This is a genomic window from Devosia sp. SD17-2 (assembly GCF_029201565.1).
Lineage (GTDB): Bacteria > Pseudomonadota > Alphaproteobacteria > Rhizobiales > Devosiaceae > Devosia.
Genome location: NZ_CP104002.1, coordinates 361,549 through 382,316 on the forward strand (window position 1 = coordinate 361,549; position 20,768 = coordinate 382,316).

18 protein-coding genes are annotated in these 20,768 nt (G+C 62.9%); 10 read left to right on the top strand and 8 right to left on the bottom strand.

Annotated features, from left to right (window positions below; all coding sequences use genetic code 11):
- Positions 1–48 precede the first annotated feature (48 nt).
- Genes NYQ88_RS01850 through NYQ88_RS01860 form a run of 3 tightly spaced genes read right to left on the bottom strand, consistent with a single transcriptional unit; the run spans position 49 to position 1,714 of the window.
- Positions 49–456 (bottom strand): DUF2177 family protein, encoded by a 408-nt coding sequence (locus NYQ88_RS01850; RefSeq protein ID WP_275653293.1) that lies wholly within the window; start codon positions 454–456, stop codon positions 49–51.
- 17 nt (positions 457–473) lie between these two features.
- Complete coding sequence (locus NYQ88_RS01855; protein WP_275653294.1) at positions 474–1,127, bottom strand: ChrR family anti-sigma-E factor; 654 nt, start codon at positions 1,125–1,127, stop codon at positions 474–476.
- Positions 1,124–1,714: a sigma-70 family RNA polymerase sigma factor gene (locus NYQ88_RS01860; RefSeq protein ID WP_275653295.1), complete on the bottom strand. Its 591-nt coding sequence runs from the start codon at positions 1,712–1,714 to the stop codon at positions 1,124–1,126. The genes NYQ88_RS01855 and NYQ88_RS01860 overlap by 4 nt, the downstream gene beginning before the upstream one ends.
- A gap of 207 nt (positions 1,715–1,921) precedes the next feature.
- Between NYQ88_RS01860 and NYQ88_RS01865 the strand changes: the two genes are divergently transcribed.
- Positions 1,922–3,280: an FAD-dependent oxidoreductase gene (locus NYQ88_RS01865; RefSeq protein WP_345774605.1), complete on the top strand. Its 1,359-nt coding sequence runs from the start codon at positions 1,922–1,924 to the stop codon at positions 3,278–3,280.
- Positions 3,277–4,062 (top strand): DUF1365 family protein, encoded by a 786-nt coding sequence (locus NYQ88_RS01870; protein ID WP_275653296.1) that lies wholly within the window; start codon positions 3,277–3,279, stop codon positions 4,060–4,062. The genes NYQ88_RS01865 and NYQ88_RS01870 overlap by 4 nt, the downstream gene beginning before the upstream one ends.
- On the opposite strand, the gene NYQ88_RS01875 is transcribed toward NYQ88_RS01870, so the two are convergent.
- Entirely contained in the window at positions 4,020–4,775 is a 756-nt protein-coding gene (locus NYQ88_RS01875; RefSeq protein ID WP_275653297.1) for an SDR family NAD(P)-dependent oxidoreductase, read from the bottom strand. The genes NYQ88_RS01870 and NYQ88_RS01875 overlap by 43 nt on opposite strands.
- A gap of 127 nt (positions 4,776–4,902) precedes the next feature.
- Between NYQ88_RS01875 and pepT the strand changes: the two genes are divergently transcribed.
- Entirely contained in the window at positions 4,903–6,135 is a 1,233-nt protein-coding gene (gene pepT / locus NYQ88_RS01880) for a peptidase T (protein ID WP_275653298.1), read from the top strand.
- A 7-nt stretch (positions 6,136–6,142) separates the two neighbouring features.
- Here the strand turns inward: pepT and NYQ88_RS01885 are convergent, their stop codons facing one another.
- The 4 genes from NYQ88_RS01885 to NYQ88_RS01900 form a co-directional block, all read right to left on the bottom strand.
- A complete protein-coding gene (locus tag NYQ88_RS01885) occupies positions 6,143–8,056 on the bottom strand; it encodes a hypothetical protein (RefSeq protein ID WP_275653299.1) in 1,914 nt (637 codons plus the stop codon).
- Between the two features lie 91 nt (positions 8,057–8,147).
- Entirely contained in the window at positions 8,148–8,870 is a 723-nt protein-coding gene (locus tag NYQ88_RS01890; protein ID WP_275653300.1) for a PadR family transcriptional regulator, read from the bottom strand.
- Positions 8,871–9,193: 323 nt separating this feature from the next.
- Positions 9,194–12,112 (bottom strand): FAD-binding and (Fe-S)-binding domain-containing protein, encoded by a 2,919-nt coding sequence (locus NYQ88_RS01895; RefSeq protein WP_275653301.1) that lies wholly within the window; start codon positions 12,110–12,112, stop codon positions 9,194–9,196.
- A gap of 72 nt (positions 12,113–12,184) precedes the next feature.
- The gene (locus NYQ88_RS01900; protein ID WP_275653302.1) at positions 12,185–13,108 is read right to left on the bottom strand and encodes a LysR family transcriptional regulator; all 924 of its coding nucleotides are present in this window, start codon (positions 13,106–13,108) and stop codon (positions 12,185–12,187) included.
- A gap of 432 nt (positions 13,109–13,540) precedes the next feature.
- Between NYQ88_RS01900 and NYQ88_RS01905 the strand changes: the two genes are divergently transcribed.
- The 7 genes from NYQ88_RS01905 to NYQ88_RS01935 all read left to right on the top strand — a co-directional run bounded on the left by NYQ88_RS01905 (position 13,541) and on the right by NYQ88_RS01935 (position 20,741).
- Positions 13,541–14,839: an ABC transporter substrate-binding protein gene (locus tag NYQ88_RS01905; protein WP_275653303.1), complete on the top strand. Its 1,299-nt coding sequence runs from the start codon at positions 13,541–13,543 to the stop codon at positions 14,837–14,839.
- A gap of 2 nt (positions 14,840–14,841) precedes the next feature.
- The gene (locus tag NYQ88_RS01910) at positions 14,842–15,783 is read left to right on the top strand and encodes a sugar ABC transporter permease (protein WP_275653304.1); all 942 of its coding nucleotides are present in this window, start codon (positions 14,842–14,844) and stop codon (positions 15,781–15,783) included.
- A 52-nt stretch (positions 15,784–15,835) separates the two neighbouring features.
- Positions 15,836–16,669, top strand: a complete 834-nt coding sequence (locus NYQ88_RS01915) for a carbohydrate ABC transporter permease (protein ID WP_275654987.1) — start codon at positions 15,836–15,838, stop codon at positions 16,667–16,669.
- Positions 16,670–16,672: 3 nt separating this feature from the next.
- Positions 16,673–17,692 (top strand): Gfo/Idh/MocA family oxidoreductase, encoded by a 1,020-nt coding sequence (locus tag NYQ88_RS01920; protein ID WP_275653305.1) that lies wholly within the window; start codon positions 16,673–16,675, stop codon positions 17,690–17,692.
- Positions 17,689–18,774: a Gfo/Idh/MocA family oxidoreductase gene (locus NYQ88_RS01925; protein ID WP_275653306.1), complete on the top strand. Its 1,086-nt coding sequence runs from the start codon at positions 17,689–17,691 to the stop codon at positions 18,772–18,774. Before NYQ88_RS01920 ends, NYQ88_RS01925 begins: the two co-directional genes overlap by 4 nt.
- 10 nt (positions 18,775–18,784) lie before the next feature.
- Positions 18,785–19,840, top strand: coding sequence for a sn-glycerol-3-phosphate ABC transporter ATP-binding protein UgpC (ugpC, locus tag NYQ88_RS01930; RefSeq protein WP_275653307.1), 1,056 nt, complete (start codon positions 18,785–18,787; stop codon positions 19,838–19,840).
- A gap of 88 nt (positions 19,841–19,928) precedes the next feature.
- The gene (locus tag NYQ88_RS01935) at positions 19,929–20,741 is read left to right on the top strand and encodes an alpha/beta hydrolase (protein ID WP_275653308.1); all 813 of its coding nucleotides are present in this window, start codon (positions 19,929–19,931) and stop codon (positions 20,739–20,741) included.
- The last annotated feature ends 27 nt before the right edge of the window (positions 20,742–20,768 follow it).

Here is a 20,768-nt window from a genome sequence, read left to right on the forward strand (position 1 = left end):
AGGAGCCAAGCAAAACCGGTGGCTGAGCAAGAGCCCGAACCCAAAAACCTAAAAATGACCCCAGTGGCGGACGGCGAAGAAGCCGGCGGTGGCGGCGAGGGCGGTGAGGAAGGTGCCCCAGGCGAGGTCGACGATAGTGACGAGGACCGGCCAGTCGCGGATGGTGGCGAGATTGGTGAAGTCATAGGTGCCATAGGCGACGAGGCCGAGGAGGGCGCCGAGGCCCAGCGCCATGAGCCAGGAATTGGCATTGGCGGCGGGCAGGATGGCGAAGACCGTCACGCCGATGAGATAGACGAGATAGAAGGCCGCGGCGACCGGGAGATTGGGGCTGTCAGCCAGGAGCCCGCCCATCTGAGGCTTATAGAGGAAGCGCGTCGCCGTGCTGAGCCAGACAAAGTCGATGGCGAAGAAGACGAGAGCGGAACTCAAATAGGCAATGGCAAAATTTGGCATCCCGCTCTCCCTGGGGGTCAGATTTTCAATATGGGCTGCAAGAGGCGCAGGAGCGGGCTCTTGAAGCGCAGCGGCGCATCGGTGACCGCAAGACAGATGCACTCGCCATCTTCTCCGGCGCGGGGCTGGTGCTCGAGCCCGTCATAGCCTTCCTCGATCTCGCCGACCGTGAAGCGATCATCCTCGTCGACCAGCGTGCCGCGCAGCACGACGGTCAGCTCGAGGCCGCGATGACCATGCTCGGGCACAGGCGTGCCGGCCGGAATGCGCAGGAGCCGCACCGAGGTTTCGCTGTCGCCGGTGGGGATGATGAACTGCTGGGCGGCGGTGCCGAGCTTGCGCCAGGCGACGCTCTCGAGATTGGCGCCGATGTAGCGTCGCAAGGGCGAAGGAACATCGCCGGCGGCCGCGTGGGTGGTCCGGATGGGCGGCGCCTCAACCGGGGTGGCGTCGAGACGCTCGAGCACGGATGACAAGGCACCGGCGCGCAGGGGCGTGACCTCGATCTCTTCGAGCATGGCTCCGCCGATGCTGGCGGCCGCGCGGGCGCGCTCCCGGCATTCGGGGCAGGAATGAAGATGGGTGGCGACGGCAAGGCTCCAGCCTTCGGCAAGGCTGCCGGCCTCATAGCTCACAAGGAGCTCATCGCTGACGTGGTGACTGTGGGTCATAGCTGCGGCCCCAGCTTGGAGGAAAGGTCGGAACGCAATTTGCGGAATACCTGCCGCAGGCGCGACTTGACCGTTCCAAGGGGAATCTTGAGTTCGGTGGCGATGGTGCTGTGGGACTTGTCCTCGTAATAGGCCAGGTTCAGCAATTGCCGTTCGTTGTCGGAGAGCTTGGACATGGCTTCGACAATCTGGGCGTTCGACTGCTTGGTTTCGAGCGCCTGGTCGGCCGTGGGCACGCCGCTGATCTGCAGCGCCGGTTCTTCGGCATCAAGCTCGGGGTGGCTTTCGCGCCGGAAGGCGTCGATGCGCCGGTTGCGGGCGATGGTAAAAATCCAGGTCGACGGGCTGGCCTTGGTCGGGTCATAGAGCGCAGCCTTGCGCCAGACGAGGACCATGGTCTCCTGCGCGAGCTCCTCGGCCATCAGTTCACCGCCACCCAGGCGCATGAGATAGGCTTTTACGCGCGGAGCGAAATGTTCGAAGAGGGCTTCGAAAGCAGCGCGGTCGGAGCGTTCGGCGATCGCCAGGATATGGGCAACGAAAACTTCCCGCTCGCTGCCGCCGGCCGGGTTTGGCGTCACGCCCACGGCAGGCCTCCCGCGACGGCGCGGCCGGAGGGAGCCGGCGCGTTCGCCTTGGGGGAGCGTCGGGCGCTCGATCTGGATTTCAGGTGACCACATGCCCTGATTACGCAGGGGCTAATTGGCTGGATCACCGGACACGAAAAAAACCTCGACACGACATCCACTCCATACTCGCCCCCGTATTAGAGGAGGCAACAAGGAGCCTGCAAATTGTTTCACGATCCTCACCGCCATCAAGATGCGTCTGGCCGGAGGATCGCTGTCATTGGAGCGGGCATGGCCGGCCTGTCGGCAGCCTGGCTTTTGAGCCAGCGCCACCCCGTTCGGCTCTATGAAAGTGCCGACCGGATCGGGGGCCACGCCAATACGGTGGAAGTCGAGACCCCGGCGGGGCCGGTCAATGTCGACACCGGCTTTATCGTCTACAATGCCGCCAACTACCCCAATTTCGTCGCCCTGCTCGATCACCTCGGGGTGGAGAGCCTCGAGACCAATATGTCCTTTGCCGCTTCGAGCGGGGACGGGCATTTCGAATATTCGAGCGATCTCATCGGCATCATGGGGCAGAAGCGCAATCTGGTGCGCCCGTTCTTCTGGCGCATGCTGGCCGATATCGCCCGCTTCTATGGCCATGCGGGATCGCTGCTCGACAGCCCGGAAATCGCCGGTATGTCCCTGGGCCAGTTTCTCGACAAGCACGCTTATTCGCAGACGCTGATCGACCACCATGTGCTGCCCATGTGCGCGGCGATCTGGTCGAGCTCGCCCGAGCAGATCAAGGCCTTCCCGATGCAGGCCTTCGTGCGGTTCTTTTCGAGCCATCAGCTGTTCCTGCTCGGCCGGCGGATCAACTGGCGCACGGTCAAGGGTGGCAGCCGAACCTATGTCGAAGCGCTGATGCGCAATTTCGGCGGCGAGCTGGAAATGGGTAATGGCGCCCGCAGCGTGACGCGCGGCAATGGCATGGTGATCGTCGAGGATGATCGCGGCCAGCGCGATGTGTTTACCGATGTGGTGATGGCGACGCACGCCGACACGACACTGAAACTGCTGGCTGACCCCGACCCGCTGGAGCAGCGCCTGCTCGGCGCCTTCGGCTATACCGACAATGTCGCGGTGCTGCATGATGACCCGAGCTTCATGCCCAAGCGGCGCCATGTGTGGGCGAGCTGGAACTATGTCGCTGACAGTGCGCCGGACGCGCAGAACCAGCTCTGCGTTTCTTATTGGATGAACCGGCTGCAGGGGCTGGACAAGCGGCACAATCTTTTCGTGACGCTCAATCCGGGGCGCGAACCGCGCGAGAGTTCGGTCAAGCGCAGCTTCAACTATACCCATCCGCTGTTCGACCTCGGGGCGCTCGAGGCGCAGAAGGATCTCTGGCAATTGCAGGGGCGGCGGAACTCCTGGTTCTGCGGGTCCTATTTCGGCTATGGTTTCCACGAGGACGCGCTGCAATCGGGCCTCGCGGTGGCCGAGAATTTTGGCGTGCGGCGACCCTGGGATGTGCCCAATGCGTCCGGGCGCATCAGCCTTGAACCCCTTTCGGAAGTGGCAGCGGCGGAATGAGCCCGGAGAGCGGCATCTATACCGGACAGGTGGTCCATGCCCGGCTGCGGCCAAAGAAGCACAAGCTCGCCTACAAGGTATTTTGCCTGCTGCTCGATCTCGACGAGCTCGAAGCGCTGGACCGGGGGCTGAAGCTTTTTGCGTTCAATCGCTGGGGCGTGCTGAGTTTTCGCGAGCGGGATCATGGCGACGGCGGGCCGCTCAAGGCCTGGGTGGTGCGGAAGCTCGTGGCGGAGGGGATTGTGGCCGATGGGTCGATCCGGGTGCTCTGCTATCCGGCCATGTTCGGCTATGTGTTCAATCCGCTGACCGTCTATTTCTGCCACGGGCAGGACGGGGCGCTGAAGGCAATGATTTATGAGGTGCACAATACGCACCAGGAGCGGCACGCCTATGTGCTGAAAGCGGGGGATGCCGAGGGCGGGCGGGTGCAGCAGGCGGCGGCGAAGAACTTTTTCGTGTCGCCCTTCATGCCGATGGAGTGCACCTACAACTTCTCCATCCTGCCGCCGGGAGAGAAGGTATCCATCGGTATTCGCGAGACCGATGAGGCGGGCACGCTGCTGACCGCCAGCTTTGCCGGAGATTTTGCGCCGCTGACGGATCGGGGGCTGTTGCGGGCGCTGGTCGGGCATCCGCTGATGACGCTCAAGGTGAGCGCGGGGATCTATTGGGAAGCGCTGAAACTCGTCGCCAAGGGTTTTCGGATTTTTCCGCACACGCCGATCCAGCCGCGGGTTCAGCGCACCAGACGCCGGGTGATGGCGAAAAAGAGCGGATAGGGCAGGACGCCCAAAAGCTTCATCAACATCTTCATCTGCCAGGGGAAGACGATCTCGAATTTTCCGGCCTCGAGCCCGTCGGCCATGATCTTTGCGGCCCTGTCGGGCTGCATGAGGAAGGGCATGGGGAATTTATTGCGCTTGGTCAGCGGCGTGTCCACGAAACCGGGATTGATCAGGGTGAGATCGACATTGTGCGGCTCGAGCTCGGGTTTGAGCGCTTCACCCAGCGCGATGATGGCGGCCTTGCTGGCGCTATAGGCCGAGGCGGTGGGGAGGCCCCGATAGCCGGCGACGGAGGCCATCAGCGCGATGCGACCCGATTTGCGGGCGATCATGGCGGGCAGCAGCACCGCGAGGCAATTGGCTGTTCCCATGATGTTGGTGTCGATGACGCGGGAAAATTCAGCCAAATCGAAATGGGTGGCGGTCACTTCCGAATGAGTGCCGGCATTGAGGACGACGAGGTCGGGCACGCCGATATCGCGCACAATCTGGGTCATCACCCGATCAACGCCCTGCTTGTCGGTGACATCGAGGCCATAGGGCTTGATCACCCCCCCAAGAGCTTTGGCTTCTGCGGCGAGGGTGACGAGATCGGCTTCGGTGCGGGCGCTGGCGGCGATGCGGTAGCCGCGCGCGCTAAGCTCTAACGCCAGGGCGCGCCCCAGCCCCTTGCCGGCGCCGGTGATCCAGATGGTCTTTGGTGTCATCGTCCGTTCCAATCTTTGCCCTTCTGCTACGCAGGGGCGCGTCCGTCGGATCAGTGTTTGGCCATTTGTTCCACGGCCCGGGGCGGGCTATGGATAGGGCAATATTGTCTCCTATCCGGATTGGACCATGACCGACACTGTTCTTGACCGTTTCCTGCGCTATGTGGTGATCGACACCCAGTCCGATGGCGACTCGCCGACCCAGCCCTCCACGGAAAAGCAGAAGAATCTGGGCCATCTGCTGGTCAAGGAACTGCTCGAGATCGGGCTCTCTGACGCGGCGATGGATGACAATGGCTATATCTATGCCACCATACCATCCAACAACGACAAGGATGTCCCGGTCATCTGCTTCTGCTCGCACATGGACACCTCGCCGGACTTTTCGGGCAAGGATGTAAAGCCGCAGATCTGGCAGAACTATCAGGGCGGGGACATTACCCTGCCGGGGGACACAAGCCGGGTGATCCGCGTGTCCGAACATGGCGAGCTGGCCAACCAGATCGGCAATGACATCATCACGTCGGATGGCACGACGCTGCTGGGTGCCGATGACAAGGCGGGCATTGCCGAGATCATGACGGCGGCCAAGATGCTGATCGACAATCCTGCGATCAAGCACGGCGACATAAAAATCCTCTTCACCCCGGATGAGGAAATCGGGCGCGGCGTCGACAAGGTGGATCTGGCCCGGCTCGGGGCACGCTTTGCCTACACGATGGACGGGGAGACGGCCGGCACGATCGAGGACGAGACGTTTTCGGCAGACGGGCTGGAGCTGGTGGTCAATGGCGCGGCGATGCATCCGGGCTTTGCCAAAGACCGGATGGAAAACGCGATAAAAATCGCCAGCGAGATCGTGGCGCGGCTGCCGCGCGATGTGTCGCCGGAAGGCACGGATGGGCGCGACGGGTTTGTGCATCCGACCGGGATTTCCGGCTCGATGGAGCGCGCCGTGGTCAGCATGATTGTGCGCGACTTTGTCGATGATGGGCTGGTTGAGAAGCGCCAGATGGTCGAGAAGATCGCCGGCGAGGTACTGGCAAACTATCCGCGCTCGAGCTTTGCCGTTTCGGTCAAAGAGCAGTACCGCAATATGAAGCAGGTGCTCGATAAGAACCCTGAGATTGTCGAGAACGCGGTGGAAGCGGTGCGCCGGGCCGGGATGGAGCCGATCAAGGGATCCATTCGCGGCGGCACGGATGGGTCGCGCCTGTCCTATATGGGCCTGCCCTGCGCCAATATCTTCGCTGGCGGCCATGCCTTCCACTCTCCGCTCGAATGGGTGAGCCGGCAGGACATGGAAAAGGCCGCGGCGACGATCGTCGAACTGGCCAAGGTCTGGGAAGAGCGAGCCTAAACGGGCTCTACTGCCAATGGGCGACGCGCTGCTTGCGGCGCGGGGCCTGTGCGGTCGGTGTGGCGGTCAGCGTCACATCGGCCATGGCGGCGAGATGGGATGAGCCACCGGCCTCGGCATCGAGGGTGATGACAACCACATCGTAGAGCTCGACAAGGGCGAGCAGCAGGGTGCGCACCTTTTGGGCGGAGGGATAGAGCGTGTCCTGACGGCCCCAGGGAATGAGGGCTGCCACTTCAGCGCCGGTGCCGTGGATGATGTCGGCAAAGCCAGCCATGCCCATGGAGAGATCGCTGATCCCGGGCGCATTGCCACGGCGGCGGCTGGCGGCATCGATGAGCACGACGCGCTTGCCCTCATCGGCGAACATGTCGAGCAGTTCGCGGGCTTTTGCGCGGGTATCGCCCGGCGTACCGCGCGAGCGGATGGCGACGATGCGGGCATCGCTGAGCCCGGCTTCGTCGTTGCCCGGCTCGGGAGCCGGTGCAGCGGTGGCGGCGCGGGGTGCTTCGGCGGCAGGCGTGCCGATCCAGTTGGCGGCGATAGGGATCTGCGGCTCGTCGAGACTGCCGGCGAACCAGTTGTGATCGCTGATGGGCAGGGCCCGGATAGGTTCGGGCGCAATGGCGGCCAGAGGCTGGGGCGCGGTGGGCGGGAGTTCTGCCGGGCGCGCAATCGGGGCTTCCGCCTGCGGGGCGGGCACAGGAGCCGGAGCGACTTCAGGCGCAGCCATGAGCGGCGGCGCGGCTTCGGGCAGGTCGGCGGCGGGAGAAGCTACGGGCTCAGCGCTTTTCTTTTCGCGTCGGGCGCGGGGCGTGCGGGCAGGGCGCGGTGGCTTTGGCTCGCGCGGCTGCTGCAGGGCGATGAGCCCGAGCTGGCCGAAGAGAGCCGCGCCGCCGGCAAGGCCGAGGGCCAGCGACGTGCCGATGGGACGTGGCATGGCGCTGACGCGTGGGCCGGTATCGCTTTCGACCGAACCGGTGAGAATAGTGTCTTCGATGGCGGCGGTGCGGCTCGCCAGCTGGGCTTCATATTCGCCGCGCAGTGTCGCTTCGAGCTTTCTGGCGGCTTCGCTGTCGGCGCGCATGAGCTCGGCGAGCTGGCGGGCCTGATCGCCGATCTCGGCATTGGCGAGAGCGATCTGCTCGGAGACGGCGCGCATATTGGGATGATTGGGCAGGAGCGTGAGGGCCAGCCGCTTCTCCTCGGCCTGCAGCGTAAGCAGATCGTCGAGGCGGCGGGAGAGGCCGGGCAGACCATCGGCATGAAGGGCCAGGGCGGCGAAATCGCCGCTGGCGACCAGGGTGTCTATGCGCTTGGCCTTTTCCTCGAGGGTCACGCGGTTTTCCCAGGCGAGGGTCATGCGCTGCTGCAGCACGCCGAGATCGGCATCGCCGAGGGGGCTTCGCGGCGCGACTGCCGGTGCCGGGGCGGCACTGGCCTGGCTGACGGCGACAGGCGGCGCGGCAATGATGGTCTGGTCGAGCGCATGGCTTGCGGCAATGGCGGCACCGATGGCGCGGGCATTGGCTTCCGTGCGGGCAATGGCCACAACGCGGAGGTTCTCGCCATCGGCCGTCGGGGCAATGGTCAGCGTGCGACGGAGAAGGGTGATGCTGTCGAGCAGTTCATCGGTGGCGCGCAATTCCTGCACGACCGACTGGGGCAGGCGCGCGACGATGTCGGCAAGGCGGACCGGATCAAGGAGATCGGCGATCTGCTGATCGGCGGGAATTTCCGCAGCAAAGGGCAGGTCGAGGCTGGCCTGATACCGGGCCGGCTGGAAATGCACGCCGACAAAGGCGAGGCCCATGACGAGGATGGTGACGGCAGCAATGCGCGGCAGGCGTGGTCCGACCGCCCTCACATAGGGCCCGAGGCCCGCCATAGTGCCCATGCGCTTTTGAGTGTTGGTCTGCATCGCCGCCTCTTTGAGCGAATACGATGCGCCAACGTGGTTAATATTATGCAAACCCCGTCGCAAATTGCGACGGGGCGGGGCTTTGGGTCGGCTAGAGGTCGATGTCGTCTTCGGCTAGGGCGTCGAGATCGGCGGCGGCGCGGCGGAGGATTTCAGCGGCGCGGGCCTGCTGTTCCTCGGCGCCGTGGCGGGCCTTCTTGAGCGCGGCCTTGAGCGCCTTGCGAGCGGCATCAAGCTCCGGAATGGCATCCTTCATCGGGCGGTCGTGCTCGAAGGGATTGCCATGCTCGCCGCCATGGGCACGCGGGGGCTCGGGACGGGTATTGTCGTCCTCGGACTGACCGCCGAAGGGCCAATCAGCTCGCACGAACTCGCGGAACCGGTTGAACTGTTCGCCGGTGCGGGCGAGGAAATCGAGCGTTGCGGCAATGGCCTCGCGGTTTTCCGCCAGATGCGTGCGGCCCTCATCGGTGATCGTATAGAGCTTCTTGTTACCCTCGGCGGAAGAGGTGACGTAGCCGGCCTCCTCGAGATAGGTGAGGGCCGGATAGACGATGCCGGGGCTGGGCGAATAGACGCCGCCGGACCGCTCTTCGACGGCCTTGATCAAATCGTAGCCGTGGCGGGGCTGCTGATCGATGAGGAAGAGAGCAACGAGCCGCACATCGCCCGAGGCCAGCATGCGGCCAATGCGAAAATTGCCGCCGAGATTGCCGATCTCATCGTCGATGTTCTGAACGCGTCCCCAGCCCTTGCGGGCCATCTGCTCAAAGCGCCGCCAATTGGGTTCGCCATTGCGCCAGTAGGAAGACATGATTGTATCTCCTGATAGGTTTTGTTTCCGTGATCAGGAGATTGGGATGGGCAGGAGGGGTTTCAAGATATATCTTATGAGTGTTTTTGAAGTTGTGATCGGGCGTGGAGATGGATTGCCCGGATGAACCGGGCAATGACGATGGAAGGGACGGGACTGGGGATGGGGCGGGCAAGTAGACCCCCACCCGGCCTCCCCCTGGTAGGAGGAGGAGGAGTTCAGTGTGCGGGGTGGGATTTTGCGCAGAAGTGGCCGCTGACTCGATGCGTCCCTCCCCCTGGGAAGGGGGAGGTTAGGTGGGGGTGGCGGTCACGGCATCCCGATCAGGGGCGGCTGGCCCATTCGAGGAGGCTGGCGAGGCCGACGAAGGGGATGCCGGCGTGTTCGCTGAGGCCGGAGGCACAGGTTGAGACGGTCGAGACGCCGAGCTGGCAATTAGCCGGGACATCCTTGCCGACGCGGCGGGTGGCGTGGGCGTTGAGTTCGGGGATGAAGAGCCCCTTGTCGCCGGCATAGCCGCAGCAGGTGATCGAGGAGAGCACTGCGATCTCTTCGGCGCAGGCGCGGGCCAGGGTTTCCGTGGCCGGCTGTTCGAAGAGGCGCTGGGCCGAGCAATTGTGGTGCACGGCAACGACCGGCAGCTTTTGCGTCAGCGTCAGTTTCGGCAGCACATGGGTGACCAAGAACTGGGCCGAGTCGGTGACGGTGGCGTCGCCCGGAACGTCCTTGAGATGCTTGGCGCAGGTCGAGGCGTCGGTGACGACGGGCAGGCGGCCTGCATCTGACGCAGCCGAGAGGTTCTTGGCCAGCGCACCGCCGACTTCAGCGGCCTGTTCCGGAAATCCCTTGGACTGGAACGGCTGGCCGCAGCACTGGCCGTTGAGATTTTCCGGGATGATAACGTCGTAGCCGGCCCGTTCGAGCAGGGCCACCATAGCATTGGGCGTATCGAGCAGATTGTGCTCGGTTTTCGGCGCGCCGAACATGCGGCTCGGACAGGCCGGGAAATAGACGATCTGCTCGCGGCCGGTCTGGGCGATGGGGACCGGGAAGCCGGTGGTGCGCGGGTCCTGACGGTTGTCGCGGACTTTTGGCACGCCGGGGCCGTGGTGCAGGGTGCGCGAAACGCGGGGGATGGCCTTGTTGGTGAGGCGGCGGGCCGTCTCGGTGATGGCTTCCACAGCGGGTGCGGGAATGATGGTGCGGGCCGCATCCGCCAGCGCTACGCCACCTCGCATGAAGCTCTCGATGGTACCGGTGTGGTCGGCGGTGAAGCGGGCGACCGACTGGCCGGTGCTGCCACGACGACGGGCGCGTTCGCCCATGATCATGGTGCCGGTTTCGATGCCGACCGGGCAGCGCAGCGAGCAGAGATTGCAGGCCGCGCAGGTGTCCATGCCGGCATATTGGAAATCGGCCTCAAAGCGGGCCAGACGTTCCGGATCCTCGCCGCTCTCCCTGAGACGAGCCCGTTCGCGGGTGACGGCGATGCGCTGACGCGGGGTCAGCGTCATGTGATGGCTGGGGCAGGCCGGCTCGCAGAAGCCGCATTCGATGCAGAGGTCGACCAGCTCGTCGGCCAGCGGCATGACTTTCAGGTTCTTGACGTGAATCTTGGGGTCGTCATTGAGCAGCACGCCGGGATTGAGCAGGCGCTCTGGGTCGAAGGCGGCCTTGATGGCATGCATGATGCCATAGGCCTTGGAACCCCATTCGGCCTCGACGAAGGGCGCGATGGCGCGGCCGGTGCCGTGCTCGGCCTTGAGCGAGCCGCCATAGCAGACGGAGACGAGCTCGGAGAGCTCCTGGTTGAAGACGTCAAACTTCTCCGCCGCGCCGGGTTGGGAGAAATTGTCGCTCATCTGGAAATGGAGGTTTCCGGCGAGGGCATGGCCGAAAATGATAGCGTCCTCATAGCCGTGCGCGTCGAGGAGATTGCGCATGTCGACGACGAATTCGGCCAGCCGATCGATTGGCGCGGCAACGTCCTCGGTGAGCATGGAGGTGCCCTTGGGACGGGCGGCGCCGCCAGAGGTGAAGAAGCCCTTGCGGATGTCCCAGAGCGCGTGGCTGCGATGCTCGTCGGTCGAGAGATCGATGTGGGTGGCGCCGTGGCGACGCAGCAGGTCTTCGGCCTTGGCGACTTCGACCGCCAGCGTTTCGGCGTCGGGTGCGGTGACGTCGATGAGAACGGCCGGGGAATCTTCGGTGAGCCAGGGCAGGAGCGGGGCCATGGGGCCGAGATGCTCGACCGTGGCGAGGGCGCGGCGCTCGATATATTCGGCGGCGGTGACGCCCGTCGTCACCTGCACGCCGCCATTGGCCATTTCGATGATGGCGCGGCCCGCAGCCTGCGGATTGGGGAAGGGGATCAGCCCCGTCGCCTTGAACGGATGTTCGGGGACGGTGTTGTAGGTGACCTCGGACACAAAGCCGAGCGTGCCTTCCGAGCCGACCATCAAATGGATCAGGATATCGAGCGGGTCGTGATAGTCGACGAGTGCATTGAGCGAATAGCCGACGGTGTTCTTGATCCGGTATTTGTGGCGGATGAGCGCGACGAGATCGGCGTCGGCCATGATCTCGTGGTGGAGGCGGTGCAGCTCCTCGAGCATGGTCGCGTGGCTGATGCGGAAGGCGTCGCAGCTGGCGGGGTCGCCGCTGTCGAGCATGGTGCCGTCGGTGAGCACGATCCGCAGCCGCGCCATGGTGTGATAGGTGTTTTGCGCGACGCCGCAGCACATGCCAGACGAATTGTTGTTGACCACGCCGCCGATCTTGCAGGTCGCCTGGCTGGCCGGGTCGGGGCCGATTTTTTTGTTAAACGGCTTCAGCGCCTTGTTGGCTTCGGCGACGATGATCGCGGGCCCGAGCGTGATCTTTTCAGCGCCGGGATGGATATCGAGCTTGCGCCAGCCATCGCCCAGAACGGCGAGTACGCCATCGGTGACGGCTTGGCCCGATAGCGATGTGCCGGCGGCCCGGAAGGTGACTGGCAAGCCCTCGGCGCGCGCGGCCTTGAACACGGCGCGAACGTCGTCCTCGGAATTGACGAAGACCACCACGGCCGGAATCAGCCGATAGGAACTGGCATCCCCGCTCCAGGCATAGGTCGTGAGCGGGTCTGTATGAATGGCTCCGGCTATCTGGCCTTTGAGGCGAGCGGCAACGCGCTCACCGGCGGCTTGACGATCTGGCGCGGGGGCCTTGGGCTGGGTCGAATATTGAAGGGCTTGCTGCATGGCTTGCTACTAACATGTTAGCTCTCGCGTGGCGAGACAAACCCGTTCCCTGAGATGAAATCGGGGTGCGATTTAATGCAGCGGCGGCAGGGTCGCCTGGGCGGCGCGAGAGATGCGATCGATAAGGTCTTCAATGCGCTCTTCGCCGCGCCGGTCCTTGAGCACATAGAGCCCGGCGATGGAGACGCGGGGGTCGTTTTTCTGGATCACCTCGACCAGGCCCTGGCGGGCAAAAATGTCGCGCATGACATGGGTGTGGAGCAGCGCGGCGTCGGTCGCGAGGGCATAGTCGACGCAGGCAGCCAAGGAATTGGAGCGGAAGGCGAAATGAGTGCGGTCGAACACGGTTTCGACGCGGGTGCGCCGGCGGGAGGGGTCAAAAAAGCGGTCGTGGCGGCTCTCGGGGAGCGATAAAAGAATGCGCGGGTAGACGTCGATTTCGGCCTGGGTCCGCGGGGCGCCGATAAGCGGATGACCCTCGTGCACGAAGAAGGCGTTGTAGACGCGGCTGAGGGGGACGAAATCGGTGCCAAGCGTGGAGCTGAGGCCATCCACTTCGTGGGCGAGGAACATGGAGATGTCGCCCGAGAGCATCTGATCCATGAGGCGTAGTTGATTGCCGAGGCTGACCTGGACCGGAGCGCCGGGATATTCGCCCTGATATTGGACGACGAGATCGCGCAGGAACATGTTCCACCAGGAGTAGCCCGAGCCGATGGTGATGCCGCGCTCCATGCCCCGCAGCTGATCGCCGATGGCGGAAAGCGTATTGTCGTAGAGGCGCTGCATGAGGCGGGCGTTCTCGTAGAGCGTCTCGCCATAGCGGGTAAGGGTAATGCCGCGCGAGGAGCGCTCGAACAGCTGGGCGCCGATATTGTCCTCGAGTTTTCGCATGTTGATGGTCAGCGTCGGCTGGGTGAGGCGGAGAGCGATTGCCGCGCCGCTCATGGTGCCGATATCGGCGACGGCGAGGAACTGGGTGAGCAGCTTGTCCATGAGCGAGAATTCCCGACTATAGATTGCCTCTATAGTGTCGGCGTAATTTCATAGTTTTCCAACGGGCTTTTTTCGTCCACTCTCACCCTCAGGAGAGAAGCTTCGGAGCTGCCGCGGGTGAGGCGTGGTGGCGCGAAAGCAGAGGAATCAACGCATTACCCGATAGGATGACCGCTCACCCGGTATCGCCGACACAGCCTTTCCGGTCTTCCATACAAGCTTGATTGCGGGATACGAGGACTGTAAGGTAAAGGGTAACTGGCTGGTTATTTCAGGTGCTTTCGGACGTATTTGCAATCAGTTCCTTGGCAGTTTGCCTGATGGAAGCAGTTGAAAGTTCTTAGTAACCAGTTGGTGATTTGGCGACGGGGAGGTCGCCTTGCTCACACTGTGCCGGCATGGCCGGACACGCAAAACTTGGGAGGTTAGCACATGACATTTCGTATCGGACGTCGTCAGTTCCTCATGGGAAGCTCGGCGCTTATCGCAGCCGGCGCCGCCGGCTTCAGCCCGGCCTTTGCCCAGGGCAATCCCCTGCGCATGATCTGGTGGGGCGGTCAGGCCCGCGCCGACCGCACGCTCGCCGTGGCGGACGCCTATGCCGACGCCAAGGGCATCACGCCGCTGGAAGGCGAATTCCTCAGCTGGAACGATTACTGGCCCAAGCTGGCGACGCAGACCGCCGGCGGCACCGCCCCCGACATCCTGCAGATGGACTATCGTTTCATCGTTGAATACGCCTCGCGCAATGCCATTGCCCCGCTCGATGAATATGTCGGCGGCGTGCTCGACCTCAGCGATTTCGACGAGGATCAGCTCGAGGGCGGCAAGGTCGGTGGCAAGCTCTATGGCCTCAGCCTCGGCGCCAACTCGGTTGCCATGCTCGCCAATTCGACCGCGTTCGAAGAAGCCGGGCTCACCGTTCCGGGCATGGACTGGACCTATGACACGCTGCGTGAACTGGGCGAAGCCTTCAAGGCTGCCAATATCCGCGGCGGCATGAAGGCCATGTCCGATGCCTCCGGTGCCGAGCCCATGCTCGACAACTGGATCCGCCAGCGCGGCAAGGCCCTCTACACGCCGGAAGGCAAGCTGGGGCCGGATGCCGACGACATGGTCGAGTGGTTCACCATGTGGAACGAGTTCCGCGATGCCGGCTACATCGTCTCGGCCGAGGACAATGCCCTCGATACCGGCGCGCCGGAGACTTCGATGGTCGCGATGAGCAAGGCTGCGCTGCTGCCATCCAACTCCAACCAGCTGGTGATCCACCAGTCGGTGAGCAAGGACAACCTCACCATCACCTCCTATCCGCGCATCGCGGCCGGTGTCGGTGGCGGTCACTATCGCAAGCCCAGCCAGTTCTGGTCCATCGCCGGCTCTTCGCAGAACAAGGAAGCGGCTGCCGAATTCCTCAGCTACTTCATCAATGACACCGAGGCCGGCAAGGTGCTTGGCGTCGAGCGCGGCATTCCATGCTCGGCCAAGGTGCGCGACGCTGTCGCCCCGACGCTGAGCGAACAGGATCAGATCGCGCTCAACTTCGTCGCCAATCTCGGCGATCTGCTTGGACCGCTGCCGGCCTCCCCGCCGAACGCAGCTGGCGAAATCGACACCTCGCTGCTGCGCGTTCTCAGCCAGGAAGTGGCCTTCGGGGCACGCTCTGCCGAAGACGCCGGCAAATTCTTCGTCGAAGAAGCAACTGCTATTCTGAACCGGGCGGCTGTCTGAATATGACTATCAATGCGGCAGACGCGGCTGTGCATAATGCCGCATCCCGCAGGTCGATCTGGTCGAGGGCGTGGGAAAACCACGCCCCCGGCTATCTCTTCCTGCTCCCCTGGCTGATCGGCTTTATCGGCCTCACGGTCGGCCCGATCATCTCGTCCTTCTATCTCAGCTTCACCAATTTCGACCTATTGACCCCGGCGCGCTGGGTCGGGCTCGAAAACTACCAGCGCATGTTCACCAATGACCGCAATTTTGCGGCGGCGATGCGGGTGACCTTCACCTTCGTGTTGTTCTCGGTGCCGCTGAAGCTGGCCTTCGCGCTCCTCGTTGCCATTCTGCTCAACCGGGGCATGAAGGGGCTGCCGCTCTATCGCGCGCTGTTCTATCTACCGAGCCTGCTTGGCGCTTCGGTTGCGATCGCAATCCTGTGGCGCCAGATCTTTGCCGGTGACGGCCTCGTCAACCAGTTCCTCGCCAATTTCGGCATTATCGGGCCGAGCTGGATTTCCAACCCGAATTATTCGCTCTGGACGCTGATCATCCTGTCGGTCTGGCAGTTTGGCTCGCCCATGATCATCTTCCTCGCCGGGCTCCGCCAGATCCCGCAGGACATGTATGAGGCCGCCTCCCTCGATGGCGCCGGCAAGTGGCGCCAGTTCTGGAAGATCACCGTGCCACTGCTGACGCCGGTCATTTTCTTCAACGCGATCATCCAGACGATCAACTCGTTCCAGAGCTTTACGCCCGCCTTCATCATCTCGAATGGCACGGGCTCGCCGATCAACTCGACGCTGTTCTACGCGCTCTATCTCTACAACGAGGCGTTCAGCTTCTTCCGCATGGGCTATGCCTCGGCGCTCGCGTGGTTCCTCCTGTTCCTGATCGCGTGCTTCACCGCCTTCTCTTTCCTCACCAGCAAATATTGGGTGCACTATGACGACTGATGCACACACGCTGACGGTGGTGACGGGGTCCGAAAACGACCCGGCAGCCCGTATGCGCAAGCGCGTTTTTTCGGTGCTCGCCCATATCGTGCTGATCAGCGCCTCGATCCTGATGCTCTATCCGCTGCTCTGGCTTTTGGCGGCGTCGTTCAAGCCGGACAACCAGATCTTCAACACCGGCATCTGGCCGACGGCAGACTGGAGTCTCGACGCCTATTTCCGAGGCTGGAACGCCATGCGCGTCAGCTTTTCGGTGTTCTTCATGAACTCCTTCGTCATCGCCATCTTGAGCATTATCGGCAATCTCTTTGCCTGCTCCATGGCGGCCTATGCCTTTGCGCGCATGGAATTCAAGTTCAAGAATTTCTGGTTCGCCATGATGCTGATGACGCTGATGCTGCCCAGCCAGGTCACCATCATCCCGCAATATGTGCTGTTCCGCGATCTTGGCTGGATCAACACCATCCTGCCGCTGGTGGTCCCAAAATTCCTCGCGGTCGATGCCTTCTTCATCTTCCTTATGGTGCAGTTCTTCCGCGGCATACCGCGCGAGCTGGATGAGGCGGCCCGCATGGATGGCGCCGGACCCTGGCGCATCTACTGGAAGATCATGCTGCCACTGTCGACGCCCGTGCTGGTGACGGCGGCCATCTTCACCTTCATCTGGACCTGGGACGATTTCTTCGGCCCGCTCATCTTCCTCAATCGCATGCAGGACTACACGGTGACGCTGGGTCTGCGGACCTTCGTGGACTCGACCGGCGAAAGCGATTTTGGAGGCCTGTTTGCCATGAGCGTGCTCTCGATCGTGCCGATCTTCCTGTTCTTCCTCATCTTCCAGCGGTTCCTCATCGAGGGCATCGCCACCACCGGTATGAAACGCTAGACCATGACGCAGATAAAATTTGCCGCCATCGGCATCAACCACGCTCATATCTACGGGCAGGTGGACTGTCTCAAGCGCGCCGGAGCCGAGTTTGTCGGTTTCCATGCGGTGGAAGACGATCTGGCTGCCACTTTCGGGGCGAAATATCCCGAGGCAAAGCGGGTCAGCGATCCGGCTGCCATCCTCGAGGACGAAACCATCCAGGTCGTCGTCACCGCCGCCATTCCGGGTGACCGGGCGGCGATTGCGCTCAGCGCCATGCGCCATGGCAAGGATGTGCTCACCGACAAGCCGGGCATGACGACCTTTGCCCAGCTCGACGAGATCAAGCGGGTTCAAAAGGAAACCGGCCGCATCTTCTCGGTGCTCTATTCGGAGCATTTTGAAGTGCGGGCGGCGGTGGAGGCAGGCAATCTGATTGCTGCCGGCGCCATTGGCGAAGTGGTCAATACTGTTGGTCTTGGACCGCACTCGCTGCGCCTCAACAACCGGCCGGACTGGTTCTTCACCCGCAATCGCTACGGCGGGATTTTGTGCGATATCGCCAGCCACCAGTTCGAGCAGTTCCTGTTTTTCTCGAACGCCATGGATGGCGAGGTGCTCTCGGCCAATGTCTATAACCGCAACCATCCGCACCGGCCGGGTCTCCAGGATGTGGGCGATGCGCATATGCGCACCGAGCGCACCACCGGCTATGTCCGGGTCGACTGGTTTACCCCGGAAGGCTTGCCGACCTGGGGCGACGGACGCCTGACGATCCTTGGGACCGAAGGTTTTATCGAGCTCCGGAAATATGTCGATATCGCCGGGCGGCCGGGCGAGAACCACCTCTTCCTCGTCGACAAAGAGGGTACGCGCCATATCGATTGCTCGGCTGTCGATCTGCCGTTCGGGCGGCAGTTCCTCGACGACGTGCGCAACCGCACCGAGACGGCGATGCCGCAGGAGCGCTGCTACAATGCCATGAAGATGGCGCTGACGGCGCAGGCCATGGGCGAGCAGGGTACGGAGTGGGGCCAATGAGCCGGATCTATAATGTTGCCGTGGTCGGCGGGGGTATCGGGCGCAGCCATATCGTCGAGGGCTATCTGCCCAATGCCGACAAGTTCAAGGTTGTGGCCATTTGTGACCTCAATCCCGAGCGCCTCAACAAGATCGGCGAAGAATTCGGCATCGAACGCCGGGTGGCCAATTTCGACGATCTGCTCGCGATGGACGATATCGACGTGATCGATGTCTGCACCCCGCCGGGCGTGCATTTTTCCATGGTGATGGCGGCGCTCAAGGCCGGCAAGCATGTGGTGTGCGAAAAGCCGCTGGTCGGTTCGCTCAAGGATGTCGACGCCGTCATGGCCGAGGAGAAGATCTCCAGGGGCAAGCTGATGCCGGTGTTCCAATACCGGTTTGGCGATGGAATTGAGCAGGCCAAGGCGATCATCGATGCCGGCATTGCCGGAAAGCCCTATGTGGGGACGGTGGAGACAATGTGGCGGCGCGAGGCGGCCTATTATTCCGTGCCGTGGCGCGGCAAATGGGCGACAGAGCTTGGCGGCGTGCTGATGGGCCACGCCATCCACCCGCATGACATCTTTACCTATCTGATGGGCGATATCTCGCGCGTCTTTGGCCGTGTGGCGACGCGGGTCAATGATATCGAGGTGGAAGACACGATTTCGGCCTCGCTCGAAATGAAGAGCGGCGCGCTGGCCAGCCTCACCGCGACACTGGGCTCGGCCGACGAGATCAGCCGCATTCGCCTGTCGTTCGAGAACGTCACCTTCGAGAGCGACCACGCGCCCTATAATCCGGGCAACAAGCCGTGGAAGATCCTTCCGCGCAATGACGAGACCGCGGCAAAAATCGAAAAGCTGCTGGCAAACTGGACCCATGTGCCGTCGCGCTTCCAGACCCAGATGGCGCGCTTTTATGATGCGCTCAATGGCGATGGGGCGCTGCCGGTGACCTCGGCAGATTCGCGCCGCTCGCTGGAGCTGGTGACCGCATTTTATCATTCATCGACCACCCACCAGGAGGTGACGCTTCCGCTCGGAGCCGATCACCCGCTCTATCAGAGCTGGGTGCCTGCCGCATTCCGGCAAAGCTAGGAGATCGACCATGGCAACCAGTATCGAGCTGAAAAAACTTGAAAAGGCCTATGGTGACATCAAGGTGATCCATGGGGTCGACCTCACCATCGAGCCCGGCGATTTCACCGTCTTCGTGGGACCATCGGGCTGCGGGAAATCCACTCTTTTGCGCATGATCGCGGGGCTCGAGCCGATTACCGGTGGCGATCTGCTGATCGACGGGCAGCGCATGAATGATGTGCCGGCGGCCAAGCGCGGCATCGCCATGGTGTTCCAGTCCTATGCGCTCTATCCGCATATGTCGGTCTACCAGAACCTCGCCTTCGGTCTTGAAACGGCAAAAATGCCCAAGGCCGAGATCGAGGTACGGGTGCAGCGCGCGGCGAAAATTCTGAAGATCGAGCCGCTGCTGAAGCGCAAGCCCAAGCAACTGTCCGGTGGCCAGCGCCAGCGCGTCGCCATTGGCCGGGCGATCGTGCGCGAGCCAAAGATCTTCCTTTTTGACGAGCCGCTGTCTAACCTTGATGCCGAGCTGCGCGTCGCCATGCGCGTCGAGATCGCCAAGCTGCACAATGATCTTGGGAACACCATGATCTATGTGACCCACGATCAGGTCGAAGCCATGACCATGGCGGACAAGATCGTGGTGCTGCGCGCCGGCGTCATCGAGCAGGCCGGTGCGCCGCTCGAGCTTTACAACACACCGCGCAATCTCTTCGTCGCCGGCTTTATCGGCTCGCCGAAGATGAACTTTCTCACTGTGACCGAAGCCAATGGGGCTCTCACGACCGCAGGCAATTCGCTGTCGCTGGGGCGCCCGTCGGCGGGCGCGACGATGCTTGGCATTCGTCCCGAGCACATTTCCATCACCGAGGGTTCGGGTGTGAAATTCGCCGATGTGCGGGTCGATCTCGTCGAAAACCTCGGGGGTCAGACCGTGGTCTATGCGACGAGCAATGACGGTCAGGGGCTCAATATCGTGCTCGAAGGCCAGCGTCAGGTGGAGCTGGGCACCATTGTTCCGGCCTATCTCGATCCGGCCAAGGCCCATATCTTCAACGCCGAGGGCCTTGCCATCCGCTAAATCGCCGGGGTCCCCAGTTTCGGGCGCCGTCGCAATTGTGATCCTTCGTTCGTCGTGCTCATGGTGGGACGAACGGAGGATTTTTTATATGCCACAGGTGATTTCGCGCGACGGCACGCCCATCGGTTATGAAGTGGCAGGGAGCGGTCCGCTGGTGATCCTCGTGGGCGGGGCCACGCAATATCGCGCTGTCGACGCGCGGACCCCCAATCTGGTGAAGGCGCTGGCGGCGGACTACACGGTCGTGACTTTTGATCGGCGCGGGCGCGGGGAGTCCGGAGACACCTGGCCCTATGCGGTGGCCCGCGAGGTGGAGGACATCGCTGCGCTGATGGATGCACTGGGCGGCGAAGCCTATGTCTATGGCATGTCGTCTGGGGCCGTGCTGGCACTTGAGGCGGCGGCAGCGATGCCGCGTCGGGTCAAGGCGCTGGCGCTTTATGAGCCGCCGATCGATGTGTCGCGCAGTTCAGCGGACTATCAGTCGGACCATGCCGACATGGCGGCGCTTGCAGCGGCAGAGAAGGGCGAGGAGATGATGCGCCAGTTCCTTCTTGGCGTCGGTATGCCGGCCGAGGGCATGGCGGCGTTTGAGAAAAGCCCGGCCTGGCCCGCTTATGCCTCGATCGGCCTCACCATCGAGCATGACTATCGCGTGCTGGCCGATGCCCGTAAGGGAGATAATCCGCCCGAACGCTGGCAGAACGCCATTATGCCGGTGCTGGTGATCAACGGCGACAAGAGCTTTGACTTCATGGCGGCTGGTGCCGACTGGGTGGCCTCAGGGCTTCACAATGGCGAGCGGATCACGCTGGCCGACCAGAGCCATGACGTCGACCCGATGGTGCTGGCGCCGCTGCTCAATGTGTTTTTCCAGATGGGCAGCGTGATGGTGCACTGAGGGGGCCCCCCCCACCCGGCCTCCCCC